Genomic DNA, 25,710 nt, shown 5'->3' with positions numbered 1-25,710 from the left:
TATGAATTTTATACCAACCAAATTAAAAGGATGTTTTGTCCTTGAGCCCAAAATAATTTTTGATGAAAGAGGTTATTTCATGGAAAGCTTCAATGAAAAAACTTTTCAAGAAAACACCAATCAAGAAGTTCATTTTGTTCAAGACAATCAATCCTATTCTACAAAAGGCGTTTTAAGAGGGTTGCATTATCAAACGGGCGAACATGCTCAGGCAAAATTGGTTCGTGTTCTATCGGGCGAAGTTTTGGATGTGGCGGTAGATATCCGTCCCGATTCTGAAACTTTTGGGCAACATGTTTCTATCATGCTTTCGGCAGAAAATCAAAAGCAATTTTTTGTTCCAAGAGGTTTTGCACATGGATTTTTGGTATTGAGCGAAACAGCAACTTTTTTCTACAAATGCGATAATTTTTATAATAAAGAATCCGAAGGTGGCATTATTTATAATGATCCAAGTCTAAACATCGACTGGCAATTTCAAGAAAGCGAACTTATAATTTCCGAGAAAGACAAAGTGCAACCAACAATTGATAACGCAAAAAAAGCATGGTAGTAGTAGTAACAGGAGCTTCAGGACAATTGGGACAATCCTTGCAATTTATTGCACCAAACTATCCCCAAATCAAGTTTCATTTTTATAATTCATCCGAGTTGAATATTACGGATTTAGAAAATTGCAAAACCATTTTTTCTGAAATAAAACCTGATTTTTGCATCAATGCAGCAGCCTATACTGCAGTTGATAAAGCCGAAAGCGAACCAGAAAAAGCATATGCAATAAACGTTACAGGAGCTGAAAATTTGGCAAAAGTTTGCAAAGAAAACAACACGGTTTTGCTTCATATTTCTACCGATTTTGTTTTTGATGGAAATGCTTCAAAACCTTATACCGAAGACGACACTCCAAATCCGACAGGAGTTTATGGACAAACCAAATTGGACGGAGAAAAAGCCATTCAGGAAATCTGGGAAAAACATTTCATCATCAGGACATCGTGGGTATATTCTCAATTTGGGAATAATTTCATGAAGACAATGTTGAGGTTGGGTGCCGAAAGAGATTCACTTTCAGTTGTAAACGACCAAATTGGAACTCCAACAAATGCAGTTGATTTGGCAGAAGTTTTGGTGAGAATTATCACATTTTGCCATGCTGAACTTGTTTTAGCATCTCAATCCCATCTTCCATTTTCCATCTTCCATCTTTCATCTAAAATTTTCAACTTCAGCAACGAAGGTCAGTGCTCTTGGTATGAATTTGCTAAAAAAATATTTGAAATTAATAAAATTGAAATAGATTTACAGCCGATTCCTACTTCAAGCTATCCTACCCCTGCGAAACGTCCTAGTTATAGTGTTTTGGATAAGAGTAAGATAAAGGAGGTTTTTGGTTCAGAAATTTCGGAAGAAATTTCGGATTGGGAAGAAAGGTTAAAAGAAATTTGAAAAAATTAGCAATTATTGGCGCTAGCTATTTACAACTTCCATTAGTGGAAAAAGCAAAAGAAATGGGCATAGAGACTCATTGTTTTGCTTGGCCAGAAGGTGCGGTGTGTAAAGACATTGCCGATTATTTTTATCCAATTTCTATTTTAAAAAAAGAAGATATTTTACAGAAATGCATTGAAATTAATATTGATGGAATTACCACAATAGCTACAGATATGGCGGTTCCAACCATTTGCTATGTTGCAGAAAAAATGGATTTAGTTTCAAATAGTTTTACTTCTTCATTTGCTTCTACAAACAAAGGTGCAATGAGAAATGCTTTTAGAAAAGACAATTGTTGTATTCCTAAATTTATAGAAATAAATAATAGCACATTTAATATTAAGGGTTTCAAATTTCCACTTATTGTAAAGCCTGTAGATCGGTCTGGAAGTAGAGGAGTGACAAAAGTTATGTTTGAAAATGAACTATTACAAGCTATTATTTATGCTATAGATGAATCATTTTCTAAAAAAGCCATAGTAGAAGAATATATTGAAGGTGATGAAGTAAGTGTGGAATCTATTTCGTGGAATGGAGAACACACAATATTGGCAATTACGGATAAAATTACAACTGGAGCACCACATTTTGTAGAATTAGAACACCATCAGCCTTCCGGATTATCAAAAGAGATCCAGGATAAAATTAAAACAGAAGCGATTAAATGTTTAAAAGCATTAGATATTAATTTTGGTGCAGCACATTCTGAATTTAAAATCACATCAGCTGGAGAAGTTTATGTCATAGAAGTTGGAGCAAGGATGGGTGGCGACTTTATAGGTTCTCATTTAGTTAAATTATCAACTAGTTACGATTTTTTAGAAGGTGTAATTAATATTGCATTAGGGAAATACAAAAAACCAATTTTAAAAGCCAATAATTTCTCGGGAGTTTATTTTTTATGTAAACAAACCGAACAAATTTTACCTTATTTTAGTCAAATAAATATATTTGATATTCAAAAAGAAATTCAAAATACAGAATTAATAAATATCACAAATAGTAACGACAGATCTGGATATTTAATTTATCAAGATACTAAAAAAATAAAACTATTATGAAACTTTCAGTAGTTACTACATTATATAAATCTAAAGGTTTTCTGGAAGTTTTCTTGAAAGAAATAATCAGTGCTATAGAAATAATAGCGGTTGAAAATTTTGAATTAATTTTTGTAAATGACGGTTCGCCAGACGATTCTATAGCCTATTTGTTAGAAAGGAAAAAAGATATATCTCAAATAAAAATTATAGATTTATCTAGGAATTTTGGACACCATTATGCCATTCAGGCAGGATTAAGTTATGCCACTGGTGATTACATTTTTCTTATAGATAATGATTTAGAGACGCCTCCAAGTATTTTAATTGATTTTTATAATGAAATAAAAAGGGATACTACCACCGATGTGGTTTATGGTTATCAAGAAGCTAGAAAAGGTAACTTTATAGAGAAGAAAGCAGGAAGTGTTTTTTGGGTTTTAATCAATAAATTGTCAGACACAAAAATCCCTCATAATATACTTACAGAAAGATTAATGACAAGGCAATATGTTAATGAGTTATTACGATTACAAGACGCAAATTTATTTATTGGCGGAATGTTTTATTGGGTAGGTTTTAATCAAAAAGGGATTTCAGTTAAAAAGGGATTTAGAAAAGGAGCTAGTACTTATACGATAAAAAAAAGAGCCGAATTGATGCTACAGGCAATAACTTCATTTTCTGGTAAGCCATTAGAATGGTTATTTTACATAGGTGTATCAATTTCTTTTTTTAGTTTTCTTTTTTTAATGTATTTAGCTGTACAAAAAATAATTCATCAAGGTGAAGTGCAATTAGGTTGGACATCTATTGTGGCAATTAATGTTTTAATTTTAGGAATTATTTCAACCTTTTTAGGTTTGATTGGCATCTATATTTTTAAAATATTTAAACAAGTACAAGGAAGACCAAATGCTATAATAAAGAAGATTTATGAATAAAGTTTTAGCAATTTTAGGAGCAGGAGAACTTGGAAAACAAATTGCAAACTTTGCATTAATAGATAAGCATTATAGCAAGGTCATTTTTTATGATGACTTTAATATTGATAAAGAAATTAAAGGAAATACAAACGATTTAGTTAATGATTTTAATTCTAATTTTTTTGACGAACTAATTATTGGAATAGGGTATAATCATTTAAAAGCAAGAGAGGAAAAGTTTAATTTTTTAAAAGATAAAATAAAATTTGGCAAAATAATTCATTCCACATCTTGGGTTGATAAATCAGCAAATATTCAAGACGGATGTGTTATATATCCAAAATGTGCAATAGATAAAAAGGTAATTATAAAACACAACACCATACTTAATTTGAATTGTACTATTGCACACGATACTATTATTGGATCTAGTTGTTTTTTAGCACCATCTGTTTCGATAGCTGGTTTTTGTTTGATTGAAGAGGAATGTTTTATAGGAATTAACGCATCAATTAAAGACAATATTACTATTGTAAACGAAGCAACTATCGGAGCAGGAACTGTAGTTGTAAAAAATATTATCAAAAAAGGATTATACGTTGGTAATCCAGCAAAATTTATAAGATAACATGATTCCATTTAACAAGCCGTATTTATCAGGAAAAGAAACAGAATATATTTCAGATGCAGTTGCTTCTGGAAAAATATCTGGAAACGGAAAATACACACAAAAATGTCAGGAATATTTTGAAAATAATTTTGGCTTCAAAAAAACATTACTTACAACATCGTGTACCGATGCGCTAGAAATGGCGGCAATACTTATTGATTTAAAAGTAGGCGATGAGGTAATTATGCCATCATATACTTTTGTTTCAACATCAAATGCCTTTGTTTTAAGAGGTGCAAAAATAGTTTTTGCCGATAGTTTACCCAATCATCCAAACATGGATTGCAGTAAGTTGGAGTCGTTAATTACGTCAAAAACCAAAGCTATTGTTCCGGTTCATTATGCTGGCGTTGCATGTGATATGGATGTAATTATGGAATTGGCAAAAGAACACAATTTATTTGTAATAGAAGATGCAGCACAAGCTATTGATAGTTATTATACCGGAAAAGACGGAATTAAAAAAGCTTTAGGTTCAATAGGACATTTAGCCGCTTTTTCTTTTCATGAAACCAAAAATATTATTTCCGGCGAAGGAGGAATGTTAGCAATAAATGACGAACAATTTATAGAACGTGCCGAAATTATTTGGGAAAAAGGAACCAATCGCTCTGCATTTTTTAGAGGCGAAGTAGATAAATATGGCTGGGTTGATATTGGAAGTTCGTTTTTACCATCAGAAATCATAGCAGCATTTTTATGGGCACAATTAGAAAATCTAGAAGATATTCAACAAAAAAGAAAATCACACTGGGAAAACTATAAAAAACAATTAGAAAACTGGGCTTTAAAAAATGAAATTCAACTGCCAATAATTCCAGATTATGCTACCAATAATGGACATATGTTTTTTATAAAATGTAAAAATATTGAACAACGTACAGAAATAATAAATAAATTAAAATCAAAAAACATACATCCTGTTTTTCATTATATCAGCTTGCATTCAAGCCCATATTATATTGATAAACATGATGGAAGAATTTTAAATAATACAGATAATTTTACTGATACTTTATTAAGACTGCCTTTGTTTTATGAGTTAGATGTAAAGGAAGTAATAAATGAAATAATTGATGGAGTTTCTTACAATGAAACTTAGCATCTTATTTCTGTAAATAAACCTTTTAAAATATAACATGGATATCAATGTTAATTTGAAAAATAAAATTTTTAGAATATTAGTTAATGAGTAAAGTTTATTTTCAAAATTTAAACAGTTTAAGATTTATTGCTGCAATTTTAGTAGTGATTCACCATATAGAACAGTTCAAAAAAATTATGCATTTACCCAATTATTTTGATAATTTAATCATTAATAATCTTGGTAAAATTGGTGTAAATTTATTTTTTGTATTAAGTGGTTTTTTGATTACTTTTTTATTATTGACAGAAAAAAACAACTCAAACACTATATCTGTTTCAAAGTTTTACAAAAGAAGAATACTAAGAATTTGGCCTTTGTATTTTTTACTTATAGTATTGAGCTTTTTTGTTTTTCCACAAATAAAAATCCTTCAAATTAACGAACTTTCAAATAGCATACATGATAATTTTATTTCAAAACTTATATTGTTCATTTGTTTTTTACCAAATTTATGTTTAGGCATTTTTCCTCCAGTTTTGTTTGCAAGTCAAATGTGGTCAATTGGATATGAGGAGCAATTTTATTTAATATGGCCTTGGATTTTAAAAAAAACAAAACCATTAAAAAACCTAATGATAATTTTGTTTTCAAGTTATATAATATTAAAAACAATGCTGATTTTTGTGTTTAAAAGTGAATTAATAAAAAACAATTTATATGATAAAATTATTTTGTTTTTTGATTTCCCATCATTTGATTCATTATTAGTGGGAGGTTTTTTCGCCTATTTAGTTTTTATTAATTATAGAATTCTTCACTACTTTTATAAACCAATTCTTCAAGTCATTATATATTTGTTGTTATTATTTTTTATTGTCTTTAACTCATATTTTTCCTTGTATATTAATCAAATTTATTCTATTTTGTTTGGATTAATCATTGTTAATTTATCAAAAAACAATAAAAGTATTTTTAAATTAGAAAATAAAATTTTTAATTACTTAGGGCAAGTAACATATAGTATGTATATGTTTCACTCAGTAATAATTGTTTTGGTATTAAACACAATGCAAATAATTAATAATAAAAACATATTTATTGAATATTTTACAATACTAACACTCACTGTGTTTTTTTCAATTTTTTCTTATGAATTTTTTGAGAAATACTTCATTAAATTAAAAAATAGATTTAAATAAAATTATGGACATAAACATAAATATTAACTCAAAAAAAATAAAGTTTAATTATATTTTAACGGCAATAATAATTTTAGCAATCATTTTAAGACTTTATAAATTGGATTTTCAAGGTGCTTGGCTAGATGAATTACACACTTTAAAAGAAGCTGACCCAAATTTAACCTTTAAAGAATTTGATGATGTAATTATGTTTAGAGAAGGAATTCCTCATTTTTACTTTTTAGTTGTTCGCTTTTTTAGTTTAATTTTTGGACATACTTTATATACAATTCGATTGGTGTCTGTAATATCTGGTGTAATATCTGTTTATGGAATGTATTTGCTTGGGAAATCTATGAAAGATAAGGAAACAGGTTATATTGCGGCTTGTTTGTTAGCGGTACACCCTTTTCTCATTGAATATTCTCAAGAAGCAAGATCGTATGAAATGTTAGCTATGTTTTTAATTTTATCTGTATACAGGCTAACATTGTTTTTAAAAAATATAAATCTTAAAAATGCTATTTATTTAGGTATTTTTAGTGGGTTAATTACAAACACTCAACCAATAGCAATTGTTTGTGTAATGAGTATTTATTTAATAATTGCTATCTGGTTTTTGTTTTTAAAAACAAAAGAAGAAAGAATAAATTATATTAAATATAGTTTTTTATCAGGAATTGTAACGTTATTAGTTTTTTATCCAGTCTATCAAATTGTAGAAAAAGTTTCTAAAGCAACATCATCTTTTTGGACACAAAAACCAAGTTATGAATATGTTGTTTTTGTTTTACAACAAATTACAGGGGGAAACAATGTGTTATTATTAATATCAATTTTTTCATTTCCTTTCTTTTTAGTACTAATAATTATTGGTTTGAAAAAGAAAGAAGACTTTAGTAAAAACCAAAATTTATTAAATTTTATTATTGTTTTTGTTTGGGTTGGTTTTTACTTTTTATTTATTTTAATAAAATCCTACGGGCAAACATCGTTAATATTACCAAGATATTTAATTGCATTAGCGCCAGGATTTGTTCTATCTATATCATTATTAATATCTTATTTTAGAAATGTAAAAATTAAATTTTCACTAACGTTAATAATGGCTTTTGTTTTTTTATATAGTTTATTTGTTCAAAAAGATTATTATAACACTAGAGTAAAATCACAGTTTAATGAATTAGCAATTAGAGTTTTAGATGAAAATAAAAACAAAGAAACAATAGTTTCAAATTGGGGTTGGCTTCTATCGTTTTATTTAGATAGAGAATACACAAATAAAAATATTTACGAAAAAAACCTAGATTTGTACATAAACGACGTTAAAACAAATTCAGTCATTCAAGAAAACTTCTGGTATATTGATGGAAATTCAAGACCATATGCTGTTGCCCCAGAAACACAGGATTTCTTAGATAAAAATTACACATTAAATAAAAGCATTGATTTACATGATTGTTGGGCTAAACATTACATATCCAATAAAATAATTTCTAAAAGTGAAAAATCTTTAAAGTTAAATCAATTTAGTAATGCTCAATTTGACGGCACTGGAAACCTAATGTTCTTTGAAAACTCAAAATCAAGTTCTTTACCAATGGTTTTAGAAAAAGGAAAATATTCTATTGAAATTTCATGTATTAGTCATCCGCAATCAAAAATTGATAACGAAAATGCAAAATTTATGGTTTTTATAAATGACAAAATTTATGGAACATTTGAATCATCAGAAAAAGCAATTGAAACCATCAAAATTGATTACAATCAAGAAGTATCTTCTGATTTTCAACTAGATATAGCTTTTATTAATGATTTTTCGAAAGGAAACGTTGATAGAAACCTACAAATTTCAAAAATTGAAATAAAAATAAAATAAAATTATATATTTGCAAAAACTTAAAAAAATGAAAAATAATTTTTTAATACTTTTATTAGTATCAATAGCAACATTAGTTTCGTGTAACGGTAAAAATGAAGAATCTAAAGAGAATAAAGAAAACACAGAACCAGTAAATGAGTTTTTTAGTGTTGAAATTGATGCATTTGCGTCAAAAACTGATGATTTCGCTATGTATTTTTCAGAAGATGGAACGTCAAACTTTGAAGACATAAATGCTAAATGGTATGGTATTAATGGAGGGAAGACATCTCAAGTTGTTTTGTATAATTTGTCGGAAGAAACTTTACCAACTCATGTTCGTTTAGATTTTGGATTAAAAAATCAAGATTCAGTTGTAGTTAAAAGCGTTAAATTTGATTATTATGGTAATAAATTTCAATTTAAAGGGTCAGATTTCTTTAACTATTTTATTAAAGACGAACAATTTGTAACAAAAACAGACCCTGCAAAAGGGACGTTAACAATTTTAGCAAAAGATGGTGTGTATAAAACGCCATACTATTATCCAACACAATTAACAGTTGATAAGATAAAGGAAATAACAACAAAGAAATAATTTAAAAGTGAACGAAAGTTCACTTTTTTTTTGAAATAAAACTAGTATTTTTACGTAATCAAGTAAAAACCTATGAAAGCAATAAAAATAATAAGTTTTGTAGCAGTATTAACATTGTTTTTTAATTGTGAAAATAAAAACAATATAAATCAGCTTGTAGTAAGCATAGATGCTGTAATAAAAACTACAGATTCTATAAACACATATTATACTACCGATAATTCTATAGAATTTAATGATAAGCAGTCTTTTTGGACCAAAATAAAAGGAAGCAAGAAAAATCAAAAAATACAAATTGTTTTTCCAGATTCTATTCAGCCAAAACAAATACGTCTTGACTTTGGAAGAAATATCAGTCAACCTGAAATTATAATAAACGAAGTAAAATTCACTTATAAGAATAAAAACTTTACTGCAAAAGGTGAAGAAGTTTATTATTTATTTAGAGTAGATGATTCAAACACAACCATTGATAAACTTACAGGAAGTTTAGAAAGAAAAGAAAAAAACCAAATTGTTGGACCTTCACTATACCCTAACGGTGATGAATTATTTAAAACTTTAAATCAGCTGTATTCTAAAAAAGATCAGAAATAAATGCACCAATTGCTTAAGAAAATACTATTCCACAAGCAATTCCAAAAACTTAGCATTTATGGTTTTGGTCAGCTCTTTAATCTAGTAACACCTTTATTGGTGATTCCTTATATTGTATCGGTTTGTGGCGAAGAAAATTTTGGAAAATCAGCCGTAGGAATGGCAATTGCCTTTTTCTTAATTGTTTTTGTTGATTTTGGATCCGATATAATTGGCGTTAGGGATGTTGCTGTCAACAGGGACAATTCCGAAATTCTGAATAAGATTTTCACCACAACCTATTTGGTAAAAGCCATTATTTTAATTGCTGTATTGGTAATTACAAGTATCATTTTCTTTTCCTTTCCTTATTTTCAATCAGAAAGACAAATGTTCTTTCTCGGACTTCTTGTACTAGTAGGACAATTCATTAACCCAACATGGTTCTTGCAAGGAATAGAAAACGTTAAATGGATTACGGTTTTAAATATAATTTCAAAAACAATTTACCTTTTCGGGATTTTCATTACCATAAAAAAGGAATCAGATTATATCTACATCAATATGTGGTGGGGAATCGGAATGATTGTTTCGAACACTTTAATGTTTATATTGGTGTTGAGGAAGCACCAATTCTCATTTCTTTCGGTCAATAAATCGGATGTTGTGCATCATATCAGAAAAGATTTTTCAATGTTCTCTTCACAAATATTTGTTTCATTGCAGCTATATGCCCCTGTTGTATTGATCAGTTATTTCGGAAATAATTTGATGGCGGGACAATACCGAATTGTAGAACAAATTATCGTTATTTTCAAGACCTATATCTTTTTGTTTTTTAATTATGTTTTCCCGAAAGTTTGCTATTTGATAGAAATTGATTATAAAAAAGGTATCAAAAATTGGCTGATTTATAATGGGGCAAATCTAATCTTGATCGCAATAGGTATGGTTTTTTTATATACGTTCTCTTATGAGATTGTGTCGTATTTTAATCCGACAAATCGATATATTTTAAGTAATTTATTACAAGTAGCTGTTTTTATACCCTTGATTTTAGCCATCTCCATTCCCTTAAAACAATTGATCCTGGCATTAAACTATAAACTTTTTTATGTGAAATTAACCTCAATAATGGTAGTCATAAATTTGATTACGATTGTTGTTCTATTGCCAAAACTTCAGGTTTATGGCGTTTTTTATTCCCTGATAGCAACGGATTTAATTGTTATTATTTTTTATCTTTACCAACTAAAGAAAACCCAAAAGCTTTTATGATAAAGAATTTATTTCAAAAGTTATTAAATAAATCTGGAAAAAGCTATGTTGTAGATGCTAGAATTCCTCAAAAACTCATTGTAGCGGTTCTTCTAAAAAGAAGCACGATGCTCATCAGAGGCATTCTTAAAACAGGAAAAAAAGTTTTTATAGGATCTAATACTAAAATTCAAAATCCACAAAATATAGTTTTCGGAAAAAGCGTTACCATTGACGAACATTGTCGTATTGATGGATTTTCATCAGAAGAGATTATCCTTGGCGATTGTGTAAAAATAGGAGCCTATTCCACACTTAGTTCAACCAGCCACATGTCAAAATACGGAAAGGGATTAAAAATGGGTAACAATTCCGCAATTGGCCAATTTACAGAGTTTGGAGCTGCCGGAGGAATAGAAATTGGAAACGATGTGATAATGGGATCTTACATCAGTTTTCATTCAGAGAATCACAATTATAGCGATACTTCAAAACTTATCAGAGAACAAGGCGTTACATCCAAAGGGATAAAATTAGGGAACAATATTTGGGTTGGAGCCAAAGTTACTTTTCTGGACGGTTGTGTTGTAGGCAACAATTCTGTAGTTGCAGCCGGAGCAGTTGTCAACGGCATTTATCCAGACAATTCAATAATTGGAGGTGTTCCTGCAAAAGTATTAAAATCTATTTAGGATGAGAATAGTACTCAATAAAGCAAACCTGAATCAATTTCTTTTTATTGTTTGTGTAATAGTTCCGTTTTTTAACATCTATGAACTCTCTTTTGTAGTTTGGATGACTGCAATACTTCTTACCATAAAAAACAATTATTCGATAGAATTTGTAAAGTATATAAGCATCTTTATTCTAATTTTTTTATTGGCAATAGTTGTAGGCTTCTTCTATGATTACATGCTTTATTTTGTAATAAGGGATATAACTTATTTGTTAAAACCAATATCCGGACTCCTTCTAGGTTATCAGCTGTTCCATAAAAGCATCAAAAATCCTTTTCAATTTGTTGCCTATGCTGGAGTTGCAATAGCATCTTATCACTTAATTCTAATAGGATATGGATTTATATTTGAAGGGGCTAGAAACGTAAGAGAAATTAGGCAATATGCTGGATATTTTAATGATTTTGAAATATACACGCTGATTTTATTAATATTTAGGGACAAATTCAATTTGGAGTTTTCCAAAAGGAAAAGTATAATCTTCCTGACAATTTTAGCAATATCTAGTTTCTTCTATCTGGCTAGAACCAACTTTATCCAATTTGTCATCCTTATTATGGCAATTAAGGGGCTTTTTGTTTTAAATAAAAGAGCACTTATTGTAATTACGACTGTTGTAATACTGGTAATTTCGAGCTACACGGCAATTTATTATTACAATCCCGTAAGGAATGGTAAAGGAGTCGATGAGTTTTTATATAAAATCAAGGTGGCTCCATCCGAAGCATTCAGTACCAAAATAAACAGAGACGATTGGAAACAATTTCATGATAATTACAGATCGTATGAAAACATAAGGACCATTCAGCAATTGTCCCATAATTCAACTTTATTATTTGGAGAAGGTATAGGCTCACAAGTAGATTTAAAACAAAAAGTTTATTTGGGGGATATGGACTTACGATATATTTCCATACTTCATAATGGATACATGACTGTCCTTTTAAAGACTGGATTTTTAGGATTATTGATCTATTTATATTCGATTTTTTTCTTTTTTAGACGAAATACCTATAGTGATCCTCATTTAATAAACATCCATCACCTGTTCATAGGAACAGGAGTTTTCCTCATCATATCCAATTGGGTTTTTATGGGTTTTTACAATTTGATTGACACAAAAATATTGTTGATTGGATTTTTATTCGCCTATAAACATCACCTAATAAAATCAGGAAAACAATGAAAAACATCCTTTTCATACATCAATCTGCAGAACTCTACGGTTCAGATAAAACGCTTCTATTATTACTAAAAAACCTCGATAAAACAAAGTTTAGTTCAGTTGTTGTTCTGCCTTTTGACGGTCCTTTGAAAGCTGAACTTGAAAAAGCAAACATAAAAGTGATCATTGCTCCAGTTTTAAAGTTATATCGAAAAATGTTTTCACCCAAAAACATTTTGAAGTTTTTTAAAGAAATTAAGGAAGCATTTAAAGTAGTCGATAATTTAAACAAAGAACATAAATTTGATTTAATTTATTCGAATACTTTAGCTGTATTGCTGGGGATGATTTATGCTAATAGAAGAAAAATAAAACACATTTGGCATGTGCATGAAATTATTGTTCATCCAAAAATCATTGCTACTATTTTCCCAAAATTATTAAATAAATATACGGCTCTAGTTATCTGTAATTCTAACTCCACTAAAAAAAATCTAATCGATAGAATTACTGAATTAGACCAAAAAACTGTCGTTATTTATAATGGTTTAGAAACAGGTAATTTAAGAATAACGAATTCATCAAAAGAAAAATTTGGGTTTAATTCAGACGATATAATTATAACTTTGGTTGGAAGAATAAGTAGATTAAAAGGACATAAGTGGTTGTTAGCAACTTTTATTAATAAATTATCTAGAAATCAAAAGGTTAAGTTATTATTTGTTGGTTCACCTGTGATAGGTCAAGAATATTATTTAGAGGAAATAGAGCAAATTATTTTAGAAAATGAAATTAATGATAAGGTAAAAATTATTCCTTTTACAAAAGAATTGTCACAGATTTGGTCTGTAACTGATATCGCGATTATGCCTTCATCAGAAGCAGAATCTTTTGGTTTAGTTGCCGTAGAAGCGATGCTGGCTCAAAAACCTGTTATTGGCTCCAATCATGGCGGATTGACCGAAATCATCCTCAATAATGAAACAGGATTTCTGGTAGAACCAAACAATGAAAATGAATTAGCAGAAGCAATTTCTAAACTTGTAGAAAGTCCAGAATTAAGAAAATTATACGGGGAAAACGGCTACCAAAGAGCTATTGACGAATTTTCAATTGAACGATATGTTCAAAATTTTGAAAAAGTGCTTTTGGAACAATAAGTTAATAAATGTTTTGTACTTCCTTTATTTAAAAAATTTATAAATAATGTATTTTTGCTCACAAAGAGTATGTTTTAATGAAAATAGCCATATTAGGAACCAGAGGAATACCCAATCATTACGGAGGTTTTGAACAGTTTGCAGAATTTTTCTCGGTTTATCTTGTTGAAAAAGGACACGAAGTATATTGTTATAATTCCCATAACCATAAATTTCAAGAAAAAACATTCCGTGGTGTAAACATCCTTCACCAACATGACCCAGAGTATAAATACGGAACCTTTGGACAATTTATTTATGATTACAACTGCATCATGGATTCCCGAAAAAGGAATTTTGACATCATCCTGCAGTTGGGTTATACCAGCAATTCAATTTGGTTTTTTCTTTTGCCCAAAAGGAAATCCATCATCATCACCAATATGGATGGGTTGGAATGGAAAAGGACAAAATATTCAAAACCAGTTCAGCAATTCTTGAAATTTGCCGAAAGATTGGCGGCCATTTCAAGCCATTATTTGGTTTCAGATTCATTGGGAATTAAAAAATTCTTGAAAGAGAAATACAACAAAGAATCTACTTATATTGCCTACGGAGCACATCCATTTACAAATCCGAATGAGGAAATTCTGAAGATATATGATGTTCAAAAAGAAGCATATAACATGATTATGGCCCGTTTTGAACCGGAAAATAATTTAGATATGGTTCTCGAAGGTGTTTCAATGAACGAAGAGAAAACGACGATTTTAGTTGTAGGAAACAACAATACAAAATATGGCGAATACCTGAAAAGCAAATACAAACCGTTTTCGAATATCCGCTTTATGGGAGGAATCTACAACTTGGAACATTTGGATAATCTAAGATATTTTTCGAACATCTATTTCCATGGTCATTCGGTTGGAGGAACAAACCCTTCTTTGCTAGAAGCGATGGCTTCAAAAGCACTGATTGCAGCTCACAATAACGACTTCAATAAGGGCGTTTTAAAAGAGAATGCACTCTATTTTTCAAATCCGGAAGAAGTGAAAAATATTCTTCTAACAATCAAAAAAAATAATAACTTGCACTTTGTTCAAAAGAATTTTGAATCGATTGTAGAAGAATTTAATTGGGATATAATCAATGGCAAATACTTACAATTATTTGAAGAATGTGTATCAGGACATAAAGCTAGAAACTAAAGAGAATCCAGCATTTCTATTCTTGTTTTTAGTTTTGTTCACCATTCCTCTAGGATATGCTGTCAATGGAATGGCTGTTGGTCTATTTGCCTTGGTAACTTTGGTGACCTTCAAGAAAAAGAATTTTAAGGTTGAGACTAATCTTGTTTTACCCATTCTTTTATACCTTTTAATGGCTGTGTCTATTCTTTGGTCCAGGGATGTAGAGGCAACTTCAAGAGCCATTTCAAAAGTACTTCCGCTGCTAATTCTGCCTTTGGCCTTTATGATGATGCCAAAGTTTTCGGAAGTTCAAAAGCGAAAAATAATCCATTATTATAGTATTGGAATCTTAACCTTCACGCTATTCTATCTCATCAGGGCTCTAATCAAATTTATAGCAACCAAGGACAGTTCGGTTTTCTTTTATCATGAATTGGTTACAGAGGATGTAAACGCCATCCATGTTTCTGTATATGTTACGTTGGCTTTTTTCTGCTTTTTCAGGAAAGCAAGCAAGAATATATTCGATAAAGTGGCAATGTGCATTCTGGCAGGTTTTATTTTTCTTTTGTCCTCAAAAAACATAATGCTGGTGTTTGTCCTTTTGGTTCTTTTTTATGAATTGTTCTATTTCAGAGCCACCCAAAAAATAAAATGGATTACCATTATATTGGTTTTACTCTTATCGGGAACCGTAATATTCTCCTCAAAAATCAGAGATCGCTTTTTAATAGAATTTCAATCCAACCAAGAAGAAGGAACTGTAAATCAAAATTTTAAAGGAGGATTGGTTTATAATGTTAGCGTTCAACAAGCTTGGTCCAAAGATAAATTCCAACCTAATGAATATTTTGCAGGAGCAGCTTTCAGAATTTATCAGATGAGAATTTTTAAAGAAATGCTTCAAGAAGACAACATCTTTTTTTCCGGATACGGACTCAATGCAACTGATTTTAGGATAGAAGAAAAAGCCATAGAGCATAACATTTTTTTAGGGAATGCAATGCATGAAGGATATCAAAAGAAGAATTTTCACAACCAATACATACAAATTTTTGCCGAAACAGGGGTATTTGGCCTCCTCTTGCTGTTATTAATTGTTATAGTAAATTTAAGAAAAGCAATAAACACAAAAGATTTTATCCATTTTTGTTTTGCAGTTCTTATGATAAGTTTATTTTTGACAGAATCTTTCTTGGCAAGGCAAAGAGGAGTTGTTTTTTTTACAGCTATCTATTGTCTGTTTAATTCAGGATACTTACAAATACCCTTAAATAAAAATAATTTATGAAAAGAATACTAATTACTGGAGCAGCGGGTTTTTTAGGCTCACATCTTTGCGACAGGTTCATTGCCGAAGGCTATTTTGTTATTGGAATGGATAATCTCATTACTGGAGATTTGAAGAATATAGAGCATCTTTTCAAACTTGAAAATTTTGAATTCTATCATCATGATATTACAAAATTTGTCCATATTCCCGGTAATTTAGATTACATACTACATTTTGCGTCACCAGCAAGTCCAATCGATTATTTAAAAATTCCAATTCAGACTTTAAAGGTAGGTTCATTGGGAACTCACAATTTGCTAGGTCTCGCAAGGGTTAAAAAAGCCAGAATTTTAATTGCATCAACATCTGAAGTATATGGAGATCCTTTGGTTCATCCACAAACAGAGGAATATTACGGGAACGTAAATACAATAGGGCCAAGAGGTGTTTATGACGAAGCCAAACGTTTTCAGGAATCCATAACAATGGCCTATCATACTTTTCACGGTGTAGAAACTAGAATCGTTAGAATTTTCAACACCTATGGACCAAGAATGAGGCTCAATGACGGTCGTGTAATTCCCGCATTCATAGGTCAGGCTTTACGCGGTGAAGATCTAACCATTTTTGGAGACGGAATGCAAACGCGTTCCTTCTGCTATGTAGATGATCAGGTGGAAGGAATTTTCAGGCTCTTGCATTCGGACTATGCTTTACCTGTAAATATTGGAAATCCAGATGAAATCACGATAAAAGATTTTGCAGAAGAAATTATAAAATTAACAGGAACCGACCAAAAAGTAGTATTCCATCCGTTGCCGATAAACGACCCAATGCAACGTCAACCAGACACTACAAAAGCAAAAGAGCTATTAGGATGGGAAGCCAAAGTTTCTAGAAGCGAAGGAATGAAAATTACCTATGAGTATTTCAAATCATTATCAAGCGAAGAGCTCTTAAAGGAAGAACATAAAGATTTTACTGGATATATTCATTAAATAATGACTACAACCCATACAGGAAGATATTCAAAATACATCAGACCTTTTAGTTTACTAATAGATCTATTTGTACTAAATATTCTATGTCTATTTTTCTTCAGGGAACTCAATGTGAATATATCTTATTATATTGTTTATCAATTTATTGGGTGGGTTGTTGTTGCTTTATCTGTAAAATTTTATCAAATTTATCGATTTACTACACCAGTAGAAATTCTATCTAAAATTTTCAAGCAATGCATACTTTTTTTGCTTGTTGTCATAGCCTTTTTCCCCTTTTTTAAGGAAACTATTTTTAGTGGTAAGGCAATTGCTCTTTTTATTACGGTTAGTTTTTTAGCCATAACCGCATCAAAGTTCTTATTGTTTTATTATTTAAAAAGATACAGGATCGTTACCGGTAGTAATTACAGAAATGCAGTAATCATTGGCTATTCACAGGAATCAATAAGACTAAAAGAGCTTTTTGAAACAAGAAATGATTATGGCTACAGATTCTTAGGTTATTTTTCAGATAAAAAAAACAATGAATCGATAAAAGGGAAAATAGCTGATTTAGAATCTTTTGTGATTGAGAATAGTGTAGATGAAATTTATTGTTCCCTAAATGAAATTTCAAACGAACAGCTCAAGGAATTGGTTGATTTTGCCGATGAAAACAACAAGACAATCAAATTTATTCCCGATACCAAAGGCATTTTTAGTAAGAACTTGAAGATTGACTACTATGAAGTTTTTCCTGTGCTTTCGCTACAAAAAACAATACTTCATGAACCTATAATCAAAGCTTTTAAACGAGGTTTTGATATTGTTTTTTCACTCATTGTAATCGTGTTTCTACTATCTTGGCTAACACCGCTGTTGGCACTTTTAATCAAGTTAGAGTCAAAAGGACCAATATTTTTCAGGCAGGGTAGGCCCGGAATCGACGAAAAGGAATTCTTTTGCTATAAATTCCGCTCGATGAGGATCAATAAAACAACCGAAAAGGAAGCTTCTAAAAACGATCCAAGGGTTACCCGAATAGGTAAGTTCATCCGGAAAACAAGCCTTGACGAAATGCCACAGTTTATAAATGTCTTATTAGGCGACATGTCAGTGGTTGGTCCGAGGCCACATCTTTGGTCTCAGAACAGAGTCTATGGCAATCGAATCAAAAAGTATATGGTTAGGCATTATGTGAAGCCCGGAATCACAGGATTAGCACAAGTTCGTGGTTACAGGGGAGAAATAGAAACCGATGAAGATATGGTAAACAGAATTAAATATGACGTGCATTATATCGAAAATTGGTCGATTATTTTAGATTTGAAAATCATTGTTCAAACGGTGATTAATATTTTCCAAGGGGAAGAAAAAGCCTACTAATGAACGCTTTAGTATCCATCATAACACCAACTTTCAATTCAGAAAAATTCATTTCAGAAACAATCAAATCGGTTCAAAATCAAACCTATGAAAATTGGGAAATGATTATTGTTGATGATTGTTCATCTGATAAAACTGCAGAAATTGTTGAGCTTGCATCTAGTATTGATAAAAGGATAAAACTCTTTAAGCTCGAAAAAAATTCTGGTGCAGGAATAGCAAGAAATACGGCCGTGGAGAAAGTTTCCGGAAAGTATATAGCTTTTCTGGATGCTGATGATTTATGGAAACCTCAAAAGCTAGAAAAGCAGATTAATTTTTTGATTTCAAATCAATTATACTTTACTTTTTCCTTTTATGAATGTATGGATGAGGAAGGAAATTTATTGAACAGATTGGTCGAATCACCAAAAAAACTAACTTACCGTCAGCTGTTTTATTGTAATTATGTAGGCAATCTTACAGGAATTTATGATGCCGATTATTTTGGCAAGATTCAAATTTCTTCTATCAGAAAAAGGCAGGATTGGATGATGTGGCTCACTGTTTTAAAAAAGATAAGAATTGCTTATCCCGTTCCTGAAAGCCTGGCGATTTATCGTATTCGGGAGAACTCTATTTCAGCTTCAAAATTGAACCTGATTCAACATAATTTCAAGGTTTACAAATCCTATCACAAAAATAATTTTGCAGTAGCTTCTCTCCATATGATTGGTTTTTTATTTACCCAACTAATCATAAAACCCAACTATATAAAGAAAATCAAAGCATCGATTTAAACTGTTTCAATTTTCCTCTGTTTGTTCTTTCAAGGGAAGTTTTTCTAAAAAAAGCAAACTTTAAACCAGGTTCTAAATACAAACTAATTGCCTCTTCAATTTTTTTGATTTGAGGTTCGGAAAGTTCTATTTCGCTAACATATTCCACCTCAAAAGCGTCAATTTTTGTTTGTTTGATGATGAATTCCTTCACGTTGCCATCGTCTTCGATGATGCTTTTGGTAACATAATAAAATGTCAATCCAGGCGATTTTTTTCCACTTGGCAAAACCGCAATATCATTCGTCCGCCCAATCAATTGTTTCAGGATGGGCTTCTTGAAAGTGCTTTTTTCATCCAAAATTCCAATATCGCCAATATCATATCTTATAAAAGGATGGGCCTTGTTGAATAGGGAAGTAATCACTATCCGACCTTCTTTTCCCTTTGGAACGGGTTGATTGTTTTCGTCCAGAATTTCAACAAATAAAGTTTCTGCATTTACTTGCCATTCGCCTTTTGGATTCTGAAAAGCAATCAAATCGAGTTCAGAAGCACCGTATTCGTTCACAATCGGAATTCCGAATTGGGACTCCAAAAGAATTTTATCTTCTTCAAAAAGCATTTCGGAGGTGACCATACAGACTTTTAAAGTCGGACAAATATCTTTTAGAATAATATCTTTCTTTTTTAGAAATTTTGCAAATAAGACAATCGAACTTGTGTAGCCGTTGATATAATCGAATTTTTTTGTTCGAAAATCTTTCAGAAATCCTTCCAGAATTTCATCGGATAAATCAAAAATAGAAAAGCGGTATCTCTTGCTCAAGAAATCCTTCAAACGCTCTTTTCTGTATCCGATAAAATCCTTCGGAATACCATAAAAGCGTGCTTGATAGGATGAATTAAAATTAATATTAAACCAACCAAAACGCCAAAAGTAGGAAGCCCAAGTTACGGCATGTGCATATTTGTCTTTCGCAAAAATAAAAGGCTCGCCACTTGAACCCGAAGTTTTATTGACAAAAATTTTGCTTTCAGGATAATTTACCGAAAGCCTTTCAATTAAAGGTTTTTGAAGATTTTTTTTATTTAAAACAGGTAAATCATTCCAATCATTGATAGTTTCAGACCCATTCAAATCACGATAAAACGGATTATTTTGAAGATGAAAATTGACGATTTCGGCTTTCGTTTTTTCCAAAAAAGCTTCATATTCATATTCAGGAACTGCCAGAATTTCTTCAAATTGTTTTTTGCCTTCCTCAATCGGGAAACCGGATAGCTTTAGAGACAGGTCGAAGAGTTTTAGCATTATTTTAAGGTTGCGGAAAAAGGATTTTAGGATCGATACCTGTTATATAGCAGTAGACAAGAACACCTACAATACCAATAATAATTAGAAGTAGATATATTACGAAGAAGATTACAACCATTAAAAATAATCTCATTATAACATCGCCAGCACTTTTATTATTATAAAAATCAATATAAAACCAGATAAAACAACCAATCATAAGTAAAAAAGTCATCCCTGAGGAGATTGGCATAAACAATTCAGGATTGTCTTTTAATAGGTATTGTACTGGTACAACAATTATAATGCTTAGTACTTGTAAATAGATCAATGAGTAAGCGGTAATTACAACATTTTCGCAATAATTATAATTCCATTTTTTGAAAACCAGCCAAGTAAAAAAAGCCATAAACGGAACCGATGCTAACATCAATATCGCTTGATATTTATAAATAAAACTATTATAGCTTTTCATGTCAAAAGCTGTTTTAACCTTGTGGTTATCAAAGTATTCCCCAATGATTATATCTGGATGAATCAATGTATTGGTTATAAAAGCACTAATACCTGCGACAACAAAGACTAGAAGAAGCGGTTTGTAATGATTTACGCGATTTCCTTCAAGAAATTCTCTTGCGGTTTTTCCTGGACCTTTTAGAATCTTTTTGATGCTATAGAAAAAACCCTTGTTCATGTGTAAAACCGTGTATTGAAGCTCATCTTTTATATAAGTCCTATCAATACGTTTTGCTTTTTTCTGACCACAATTCGGACAAAAATTCAATGTGATTTCTTCTGTACAGTTTTTACAAATTTCGCTCATTGGGTTTTGTTAAAAAATTCCCAACAAATATATTTATTTCTGATAGAAAATGAATCGTTCTATTTCATAAATAAGTTAGTAAATGCTTAAAAAATTATTATTTCAACTCAAAACGCCCTATTTTTGCTCAACAACTAAAACAACACTAAAATGACTATTTTACTACTAGGTTCAGGAGGAAGAGAACACGCATTGGCTTGGAAAATGCTTCAAAGCCCGCTTTGCGACAAGCTTTTTGTAGCTCCTGGAAACGCTGGAACAGAAAGTATTGCGACAAACGTAAACATTTCGCCTACCGATTTCGGAGAAATTAAAAAACTAATAATCGCCGAAAAAATAGACATGGTTGTTGTTGGTCCAGAAGATCCTTTGGTTCTAGGAATTCAGGATTTTTTCCTTGACGATGAATTTTTGAAAAATATTCCAGTAATCGGACCTTCAAAAACGGGTGCAAGATTAGAAGGAAGTAAGGAATTCGCAAAAGAATTTCTACTGAACCACCGAATTCCAACAGCGGCTTACCAGAGTTTTACAAAAGACACTATCGAAAAAGGATTTCATTTCTTGGAAAGCCTGAAACCACCTTATGTTTTAAAAGCAGATGGATTGGCGGCCGGAAAAGGAGTATTGATTATCCAAGATTTGGATGAGGCCAAGTTTGAGTTGAGCAATATGTTGTTGAATGAAAAATTTGGAATTGCAAGCTCGAAAGTTGTTATAGAAGAATTTCTAGAAGGAATCGAATTAAGCTGTTTTGTTTTAACAGACGGAAAAAATTATAAAATCCTTCCAACAGCAAAAGATTATAAAAGAATTGGCGAAGGCGATACAGGTTTGAACACGGGTGGAATGGGAGCTGTTTCTCCAGTTCCGTTCGCAAATGCCGAATTGCTTGAAAAAATAGAAAACAGAGTTGTAAAACCTACAATCGACGGTTTTCACCACGATAAAATAAACTACAAAGGTTTTGTATTCATCGGATTGATTATCGTTGACAACGACCCTTATGTTATCGAATATAATGTGAGAATGGGCGACCCAGAAACAGAAGTAGTCATCCCAAGATTGAAATCCGATTTGGTTGAGTTATTTGTGGCTGTAGCCAATGAAAAACTAGACGAAGCAACTCTGGAAATCGATGAAAGAAGTGCTACAACCATCATGGTGGTTTCAGGCGGATATCCTGAAGAATATGAAAAAGGAAAAGCAATCTCTGGAATAGAACTGGTTCAGGATTCAATCGTTTTTCATGCAGGAACAAAAACCGAAAACGGTCAGGTTGTTAGTAATGGAGGTAGAGTTTTAACCGTAACTTCATTTGGGGACAGTTTCGAAGAGGCCATAAAAAAATCTTACCAAAACATAGACAGGCTAAATTTTGATAAGATGTATTTTAGAAAAGATATCGGTTTCGACCTTTAATATTGAAGTTAGAAATTTGAATTCAGAAGTTAGAATGAGTTTTCTTGTTCTGATTTCTGAATTCTTACTTCAAGAAAGAGTGAGCCGTTGTATCTTGAAATTCGTCGTTGTTCTTTTTGTGAAGTTTCAATTGCTTAATCCAATAAACCATAAAATAAGCACAGATAATCATAAAAATCCAATTCAAAAGATTGGCGGTGAACCAACTAGTTAATTCTAATTCTCTTAGAAAATCTAAAGGCAAGAATAAAAAATCAACGAATAAAGACTGTATTCCTTCAAAAAATGCTTTCATTTTTAGTACAAGTATTATATTTACAATTACAAAAGTATAAAATATCCTTATGATAACAACTATTTTTAGCAAATCAAGACCATTTAATTATATTTTGGTCACAGCCTTGCTAATTTTATGCTTCTTTCTCTACCAATTAAAAGACGTTGCAAGTATAGATACAGGAATGGAAATCGCCACAAAAGGAATGCTATTGCTAGTGTTGATAGCCTCACTTTTCATCTCGAATTTCATCACAAAAAAAAACGGACTCAGTAAAGACAACACCTTTCCGTTCCTGTTCTTTTTCAGTTTCCTGATTTTGTTTCCAACAACGCTAGGAACTTCAACCCTAATTATTTCCAATTTTTTCGTGCTTTTGGCATTACGAAGGCTCATTTCGCTTCAATCATTAGTCACACCAAAAGAAAAAATATTCGATGCTTCATTATGGATTTTCATAGCCTCTTTGTTTCATTTTTGGAGTATTTTGTTTATCATTTTGGTTTTTGTATCCATCATCCTGCATGTTGCCAGAGATTACAGAAACTGGGTTTTGCCGTATATCGCATTTTTCACCGTTGCGATAATATTCTTGTTATTTGCATTTATATTTGACAAAACATTGGTCTATAATCTTTTAGAAAAAGCCTATATTAGTTTCGATTTCAATTATTTCACCAATAAATTCCAAAACATCGCACTCTCGATTTATGTTGCCATCACGGCACTTTTCCTTTTCACGCAAATCTTAACCTTGCCAAGCAAACCGTTGATTCATCATAACTCCTACAAGAAAATCATCATCGCCTTCTTCATCGGATTTGCAGTCTATGTCGTTTCGCCGGACAAAAACAATAGTATTTTGATTTATACTTTTATGCCTTTGGCCGTCATGGCAACAGGTTATTTCGAGGTAAACCAAACCAATTGGACCAAAGAAGCCACTGCCATTTTAGTAGTTGGACTCAGCTTTTTGTCGTTTTTTCTGCAGTTATAAGGAGCTATTTCCCGCCAACCGTTCCAACTCCTCATTCAAAAAGCTTTTTTTACAAGGCCAAAAAGGAGCTTCCGTTGGTCGCTCTTTTTGTCCAGTAAAAAATAGCTTTTTGAACTCCGGGGTTTCTCTCGTCAAAAAAGACGAGATCAGGGCTAGCTTCGCCGTTGGAAACAGTAGTTATAGAATAAATCGTCTTCTAATAAATCTAAAATCTGAACTCTAAAATCTAAAATTTACAGCTTATTCCCATACGCCAAATCCCCAGCATCACCCAAACCAGGAACAATATAGTTTTTCTCGTTTAGTTTTTCATCCAAAGTCGCCACCCAAAGATGGCAATTGTCGGGAAGATTTTTTTCCAAATAGGCAATTCCTTCCGGAACGGCAATCACAACGGCAATATGAATTTCCTTTGGAGTTCCTTTTTCCAACAATTTATTGAAAACCGCAACCATCGATTGTCCTGTCGCCAACATAGGATCAATCAAAAGCAGGTTTTTATTTTCGATGCTCGGAACGGCTTGATATTCAACCTTGATTTCAAAAGCATCATCGTTGTTGTGATGGTAGCGATAGGCCGAAACAAATCCGTTTTCTGCACTGTCAAAATAATTCAGGAAACCAAGATGAAGCGGAAGTCCAGCTCTCAGAATCGAACATAACACCAAATCATCTTCAATTTCCGTTGTCTTCTTTATTCCAAGCGGTGTCTGGACTTCGATATCTTTATAATGCAAATCCTTGCTCAATTCATAAGCCATGATTTCGCCAATACGTTCGATGTTTCTTCGAAAACGCATACTGTCTTTCTGAACATTTACATTGCGAATTTGACCCAAAAAATGGTTCAGGACACTGTTGGCTTCTGATAAGTAATGAATTTGCATAGTTTTTATTGATAATTTAGAGTTTAAAAGTATAAAAACTATATTTGTAAAAAAAATAAATCATGTTTGCAGAATTTGCCTTTCCAATCTTTGAAAAGAGTATCAACGATTATCATATCATCAATGATGTGTATCAGCCTACCGTCAATCCTTATGAAAAAGGAACAATCGAGTATTTGCTTTATGCAAAAAATTGGGTCGATACCGTTCAATGGCATTATGAAGATATCGTTCGCGATCCAAACATTGATCCCGTTGACGCCTTGGATTTGAAACGCAAAATTGACGCATCGAATCAAGTTCGTACCGATATGGTAGAATACATCGACAGTTATTTTTTAGATAAATATAAAAATGTTGCCGTAAAAGCTGGTGCAAAAATCAATACCGAAAGTCCGGCTTGGGCAATCGACAGGTTATCCATTTTGGCCTTGAAGATCTACCACATGAGTGAAGAGGCAAATCGTGCGGGAGCTTCTGCAGAACATAGAGCAAAATGCCAAGAAAAACTAAACGTGTTGTTGGATCAAAAGAACGATATGTTTATCTCAATCAGCGATTTATTGACCGATATTTCAAATGGCGACAAGTATATGAAGGTTTACAAGCAGATGAAGATGTATAATGACGAGGAATTGAATCCGGTTTTGTATCAGAATAAGAAGTAATCTTTTATAATTAAATTTAGT

The 25,710-nt window shown here is 31.4% G+C and carries 26 protein-coding genes; 22 read left to right on the top strand and 4 right to left on the bottom strand.

Annotated elements, in window-relative coordinates:
• Position 1 precedes the first annotated feature (1 nt).
• The 19 genes from rfbC to J2X31_RS13505 all read left to right on the top strand — a co-directional run bounded on the left by rfbC (position 2) and on the right by J2X31_RS13505 (position 19,339).
• Positions 2–553 carry a dTDP-4-dehydrorhamnose 3,5-epimerase gene (gene rfbC / locus J2X31_RS13595; protein WP_310027366.1) on the top strand — a complete coding sequence of 184 codons (552 nt, stop codon included), beginning with the start codon at positions 2–4 and terminating at the stop codon, positions 551–553.
• On the top strand, positions 547–1,446 hold the full coding sequence (rfbD, locus tag J2X31_RS13590) for a dTDP-4-dehydrorhamnose reductase (RefSeq protein WP_310027365.1): 900 nt from the start codon (positions 547–549) through the stop codon (positions 1,444–1,446). The genes rfbC and rfbD overlap by 7 nt, the downstream gene beginning before the upstream one ends.
• Complete coding sequence (locus J2X31_RS13585) at positions 1,443–2,552, top strand: ATP-grasp domain-containing protein (protein WP_310027364.1); 1,110 nt, start codon at positions 1,443–1,445, stop codon at positions 2,550–2,552. Before rfbD ends, J2X31_RS13585 begins: the two co-directional genes overlap by 4 nt.
• Complete coding sequence (locus tag J2X31_RS13580; RefSeq protein WP_310027363.1) at positions 2,549–3,475, top strand: glycosyltransferase family 2 protein; 927 nt, start codon at positions 2,549–2,551, stop codon at positions 3,473–3,475. The genes J2X31_RS13585 and J2X31_RS13580 overlap by 4 nt, the downstream gene beginning before the upstream one ends.
• Entirely contained in the window at positions 3,468–4,085 is a 618-nt protein-coding gene (locus J2X31_RS13575; protein ID WP_310027361.1) for an acetyltransferase, read from the top strand. The genes J2X31_RS13580 and J2X31_RS13575 overlap by 8 nt, the downstream gene beginning before the upstream one ends.
• A 1-nt stretch (position 4,086) precedes the next feature.
• Positions 4,087–5,229 (top strand): dTDP-4-amino-4,6-dideoxygalactose transaminase, encoded by a 1,143-nt coding sequence (rffA, locus tag J2X31_RS13570; RefSeq protein WP_310027359.1) that lies wholly within the window; start codon positions 4,087–4,089, stop codon positions 5,227–5,229.
• 86 nt (positions 5,230–5,315) lie between these two features.
• Positions 5,316–6,413: an acyltransferase family protein gene (locus J2X31_RS13565; protein WP_310027357.1), complete on the top strand. Its 1,098-nt coding sequence runs from the start codon at positions 5,316–5,318 to the stop codon at positions 6,411–6,413.
• A gap of 4 nt (positions 6,414–6,417) precedes the next feature.
• The gene (locus J2X31_RS13560) at positions 6,418–8,274 is read left to right on the top strand and encodes a glycosyltransferase family 39 protein (protein WP_310027356.1); all 1,857 of its coding nucleotides are present in this window, start codon (positions 6,418–6,420) and stop codon (positions 8,272–8,274) included.
• A gap of 28 nt (positions 8,275–8,302) precedes the next feature.
• Positions 8,303–8,854, top strand: a complete 552-nt coding sequence (locus J2X31_RS13555) for a hypothetical protein (RefSeq protein WP_310027354.1) — start codon at positions 8,303–8,305, stop codon at positions 8,852–8,854.
• A gap of 72 nt (positions 8,855–8,926) precedes the next feature.
• Entirely contained in the window at positions 8,927–9,451 is a 525-nt protein-coding gene (locus tag J2X31_RS13550; RefSeq protein WP_310027353.1) for a hypothetical protein, read from the top strand.
• On the top strand, positions 9,452–10,708 hold the full coding sequence (locus J2X31_RS13545; protein ID WP_310027352.1) for an oligosaccharide flippase family protein: 1,257 nt from the start codon (positions 9,452–9,454) through the stop codon (positions 10,706–10,708).
• Positions 10,705–11,379 carry an acyltransferase gene (locus tag J2X31_RS13540; protein ID WP_310027351.1) on the top strand — a complete coding sequence of 225 codons (675 nt, stop codon included), beginning with the start codon at positions 10,705–10,707 and terminating at the stop codon, positions 11,377–11,379. Before J2X31_RS13545 ends, J2X31_RS13540 begins: the two co-directional genes overlap by 4 nt.
• Before the next feature lie 187 nt (positions 11,380–11,566).
• The gene (locus J2X31_RS13535; protein ID WP_310027350.1) at positions 11,567–12,610 is read left to right on the top strand and encodes an O-antigen ligase family protein; all 1,044 of its coding nucleotides are present in this window, start codon (positions 11,567–11,569) and stop codon (positions 12,608–12,610) included.
• Positions 12,607–13,749 (top strand): glycosyltransferase family 4 protein, encoded by a 1,143-nt coding sequence (locus J2X31_RS13530; RefSeq protein ID WP_310027349.1) that lies wholly within the window; start codon positions 12,607–12,609, stop codon positions 13,747–13,749. Before J2X31_RS13535 ends, J2X31_RS13530 begins: the two co-directional genes overlap by 4 nt.
• A 77-nt stretch (positions 13,750–13,826) precedes the next feature.
• The gene (locus tag J2X31_RS13525; protein WP_310027348.1) at positions 13,827–14,936 is read left to right on the top strand and encodes a DUF1972 domain-containing protein; all 1,110 of its coding nucleotides are present in this window, start codon (positions 13,827–13,829) and stop codon (positions 14,934–14,936) included.
• Positions 14,878–16,209, top strand: coding sequence for an O-antigen ligase family protein (locus J2X31_RS13520; RefSeq protein WP_310027347.1), 1,332 nt, complete (start codon positions 14,878–14,880; stop codon positions 16,207–16,209). The genes J2X31_RS13525 and J2X31_RS13520 overlap by 59 nt, the downstream gene beginning before the upstream one ends.
• The gene (locus J2X31_RS13515; RefSeq protein WP_310027346.1) at positions 16,206–17,189 is read left to right on the top strand and encodes a UDP-glucuronic acid decarboxylase family protein; all 984 of its coding nucleotides are present in this window, start codon (positions 16,206–16,208) and stop codon (positions 17,187–17,189) included. Before J2X31_RS13520 ends, J2X31_RS13515 begins: the two co-directional genes overlap by 4 nt.
• Positions 17,190–17,192: 3 nt before the next feature.
• Positions 17,193–18,560 carry an undecaprenyl-phosphate glucose phosphotransferase gene (locus J2X31_RS13510; RefSeq protein ID WP_310027345.1) on the top strand — a complete coding sequence of 456 codons (1,368 nt, stop codon included), beginning with the start codon at positions 17,193–17,195 and terminating at the stop codon, positions 18,558–18,560.
• The gene (locus J2X31_RS13505; protein ID WP_310027344.1) at positions 18,560–19,339 is read left to right on the top strand and encodes a glycosyltransferase family 2 protein; all 780 of its coding nucleotides are present in this window, start codon (positions 18,560–18,562) and stop codon (positions 19,337–19,339) included. The genes J2X31_RS13510 and J2X31_RS13505 overlap by 1 nt, the downstream gene beginning before the upstream one ends.
• Here J2X31_RS13505 and J2X31_RS13500 read toward each other — a convergent pair.
• Entirely contained in the window at positions 19,323–20,633 is a 1,311-nt protein-coding gene (locus J2X31_RS13500; RefSeq protein WP_310027343.1) for a phenylacetate--CoA ligase family protein, read from the bottom strand. The genes J2X31_RS13505 and J2X31_RS13500 overlap by 17 nt on opposite strands.
• A gap of 4 nt (positions 20,634–20,637) precedes the next feature.
• On the bottom strand, positions 20,638–21,438 hold the full coding sequence (locus J2X31_RS13495) for a DUF3667 domain-containing protein (RefSeq protein WP_310027342.1): 801 nt from the start codon (positions 21,436–21,438) through the stop codon (positions 20,638–20,640).
• A 150-nt stretch (positions 21,439–21,588) separates the two neighbouring features.
• Between J2X31_RS13495 and purD the strand changes: the two genes are divergently transcribed.
• Positions 21,589–22,860, top strand: coding sequence for a phosphoribosylamine--glycine ligase (gene purD / locus J2X31_RS13490; RefSeq protein ID WP_310027341.1), 1,272 nt, complete (start codon positions 21,589–21,591; stop codon positions 22,858–22,860).
• 64 nt (positions 22,861–22,924) lie between these two features.
• Here the strand turns inward: purD and J2X31_RS13485 are convergent, their stop codons facing one another.
• Entirely contained in the window at positions 22,925–23,155 is a 231-nt protein-coding gene (locus J2X31_RS13485; RefSeq protein ID WP_310027340.1) for a DUF6341 family protein, read from the bottom strand.
• Between the two features lie 49 nt (positions 23,156–23,204).
• On the opposite strand from J2X31_RS13485, the gene J2X31_RS13480 reads away from it, so the two are divergent.
• Positions 23,205–24,134 (top strand): hypothetical protein, encoded by a 930-nt coding sequence (locus J2X31_RS13480; RefSeq protein ID WP_310027339.1) that lies wholly within the window; start codon positions 23,205–23,207, stop codon positions 24,132–24,134.
• Between the two features lie 233 nt (positions 24,135–24,367).
• On the opposite strand, the gene upp is transcribed toward J2X31_RS13480, so the two are convergent.
• Positions 24,368–25,021 carry a uracil phosphoribosyltransferase gene (upp, locus tag J2X31_RS13475; RefSeq protein ID WP_310027338.1) on the bottom strand — a complete coding sequence of 218 codons (654 nt, stop codon included), beginning with the start codon at positions 25,019–25,021 and terminating at the stop codon, positions 24,368–24,370.
• Between the two features lie 62 nt (positions 25,022–25,083).
• Between upp and J2X31_RS13470 the strand changes: the two genes are divergently transcribed.
• Positions 25,084–25,689 carry a DUF4254 domain-containing protein gene (locus J2X31_RS13470; RefSeq protein ID WP_310027337.1) on the top strand — a complete coding sequence of 202 codons (606 nt, stop codon included), beginning with the start codon at positions 25,084–25,086 and terminating at the stop codon, positions 25,687–25,689.
• The last annotated feature ends 21 nt before the right edge of the window (positions 25,690–25,710 follow it).

The organism is Flavobacterium arsenatis (assembly GCF_031456785.1).
In the GTDB taxonomy this organism is placed as follows: domain Bacteria; phylum Bacteroidota; class Bacteroidia; order Flavobacteriales; family Flavobacteriaceae; genus Flavobacterium; species Flavobacterium arsenatis.
The sequence above is the reverse complement of the archived record's forward strand: the minus strand, read 5'-3'. Positions and strand labels throughout refer to the sequence as shown.

What these genes read in the sequence shown, in the direction of transcription:
- rfbC (WP_310027366.1), top strand. Translation starts at nt 2, where the DNA reads ATGAATTTTATACCAACCAAATTAAAAGGATGTTTTGTCCTTGAGCCC.
- rfbD (WP_310027365.1), top strand. Translation starts at nt 547, where the DNA reads ATGGTAGTAGTAGTAACAGGAGCTTCAGGACAATTGGGACAATCCTTG.
- J2X31_RS13580 (WP_310027363.1), top strand. Translation starts at nt 2,549, where the DNA reads ATGAAACTTTCAGTAGTTACTACATTATATAAATCTAAAGGTTTTCTG.
- J2X31_RS13575 (WP_310027361.1), top strand. Translation starts at nt 3,468, where the DNA reads ATGAATAAAGTTTTAGCAATTTTAGGAGCAGGAGAACTTGGAAAACAA.
- rffA (WP_310027359.1), top strand. Translation starts at nt 4,087, where the DNA reads ATGATTCCATTTAACAAGCCGTATTTATCAGGAAAAGAAACAGAATAT.
- J2X31_RS13565 (WP_310027357.1), top strand. Translation starts at nt 5,316, where the DNA reads ATGAGTAAAGTTTATTTTCAAAATTTAAACAGTTTAAGATTTATTGCT.
- J2X31_RS13560 (WP_310027356.1), top strand. Translation starts at nt 6,418, where the DNA reads ATGGACATAAACATAAATATTAACTCAAAAAAAATAAAGTTTAATTAT.
- J2X31_RS13555 (WP_310027354.1), top strand. Translation starts at nt 8,303, where the DNA reads ATGAAAAATAATTTTTTAATACTTTTATTAGTATCAATAGCAACATTA.
- J2X31_RS13550 (WP_310027353.1), top strand. Translation starts at nt 8,927, where the DNA reads ATGAAAGCAATAAAAATAATAAGTTTTGTAGCAGTATTAACATTGTTT.
- J2X31_RS13545 (WP_310027352.1), top strand. Translation starts at nt 9,452, where the DNA reads ATGCACCAATTGCTTAAGAAAATACTATTCCACAAGCAATTCCAAAAA.
- J2X31_RS13540 (WP_310027351.1), top strand. Translation starts at nt 10,705, where the DNA reads ATGATAAAGAATTTATTTCAAAAGTTATTAAATAAATCTGGAAAAAGC.
- J2X31_RS13530 (WP_310027349.1), top strand. Translation starts at nt 12,607, where the DNA reads ATGAAAAACATCCTTTTCATACATCAATCTGCAGAACTCTACGGTTCA.
- J2X31_RS13525 (WP_310027348.1), top strand. Translation starts at nt 13,827, where the DNA reads ATGAAAATAGCCATATTAGGAACCAGAGGAATACCCAATCATTACGGA.
- J2X31_RS13520 (WP_310027347.1), top strand. Translation starts at nt 14,878, where the DNA reads ATGGCAAATACTTACAATTATTTGAAGAATGTGTATCAGGACATAAAG.
- J2X31_RS13515 (WP_310027346.1), top strand. Translation starts at nt 16,206, where the DNA reads ATGAAAAGAATACTAATTACTGGAGCAGCGGGTTTTTTAGGCTCACAT.
- J2X31_RS13510 (WP_310027345.1), top strand. Translation starts at nt 17,193, where the DNA reads ATGACTACAACCCATACAGGAAGATATTCAAAATACATCAGACCTTTT.
- J2X31_RS13505 (WP_310027344.1), top strand. Translation starts at nt 18,560, where the DNA reads ATGAACGCTTTAGTATCCATCATAACACCAACTTTCAATTCAGAAAAA.
- J2X31_RS13500 (WP_310027343.1), bottom strand. Translation starts at nt 20,633, where the DNA reads ATGCTAAAACTCTTCGACCTGTCTCTAAAGCTATCCGGTTTCCCGATT.
- J2X31_RS13495 (WP_310027342.1), bottom strand. Translation starts at nt 21,438, where the DNA reads ATGAGCGAAATTTGTAAAAACTGTACAGAAGAAATCACATTGAATTTT.
- purD (WP_310027341.1), top strand. Translation starts at nt 21,589, where the DNA reads ATGACTATTTTACTACTAGGTTCAGGAGGAAGAGAACACGCATTGGCT.
- J2X31_RS13485 (WP_310027340.1), bottom strand. Translation starts at nt 23,155, where the DNA reads ATGAAAGCATTTTTTGAAGGAATACAGTCTTTATTCGTTGATTTTTTA.
- J2X31_RS13480 (WP_310027339.1), top strand. Translation starts at nt 23,205, where the DNA reads ATGATAACAACTATTTTTAGCAAATCAAGACCATTTAATTATATTTTG.
- upp (WP_310027338.1), bottom strand. Translation starts at nt 25,021, where the DNA reads ATGCAAATTCATTACTTATCAGAAGCCAACAGTGTCCTGAACCATTTT.
- J2X31_RS13470 (WP_310027337.1), top strand. Translation starts at nt 25,084, where the DNA reads ATGTTTGCAGAATTTGCCTTTCCAATCTTTGAAAAGAGTATCAACGAT.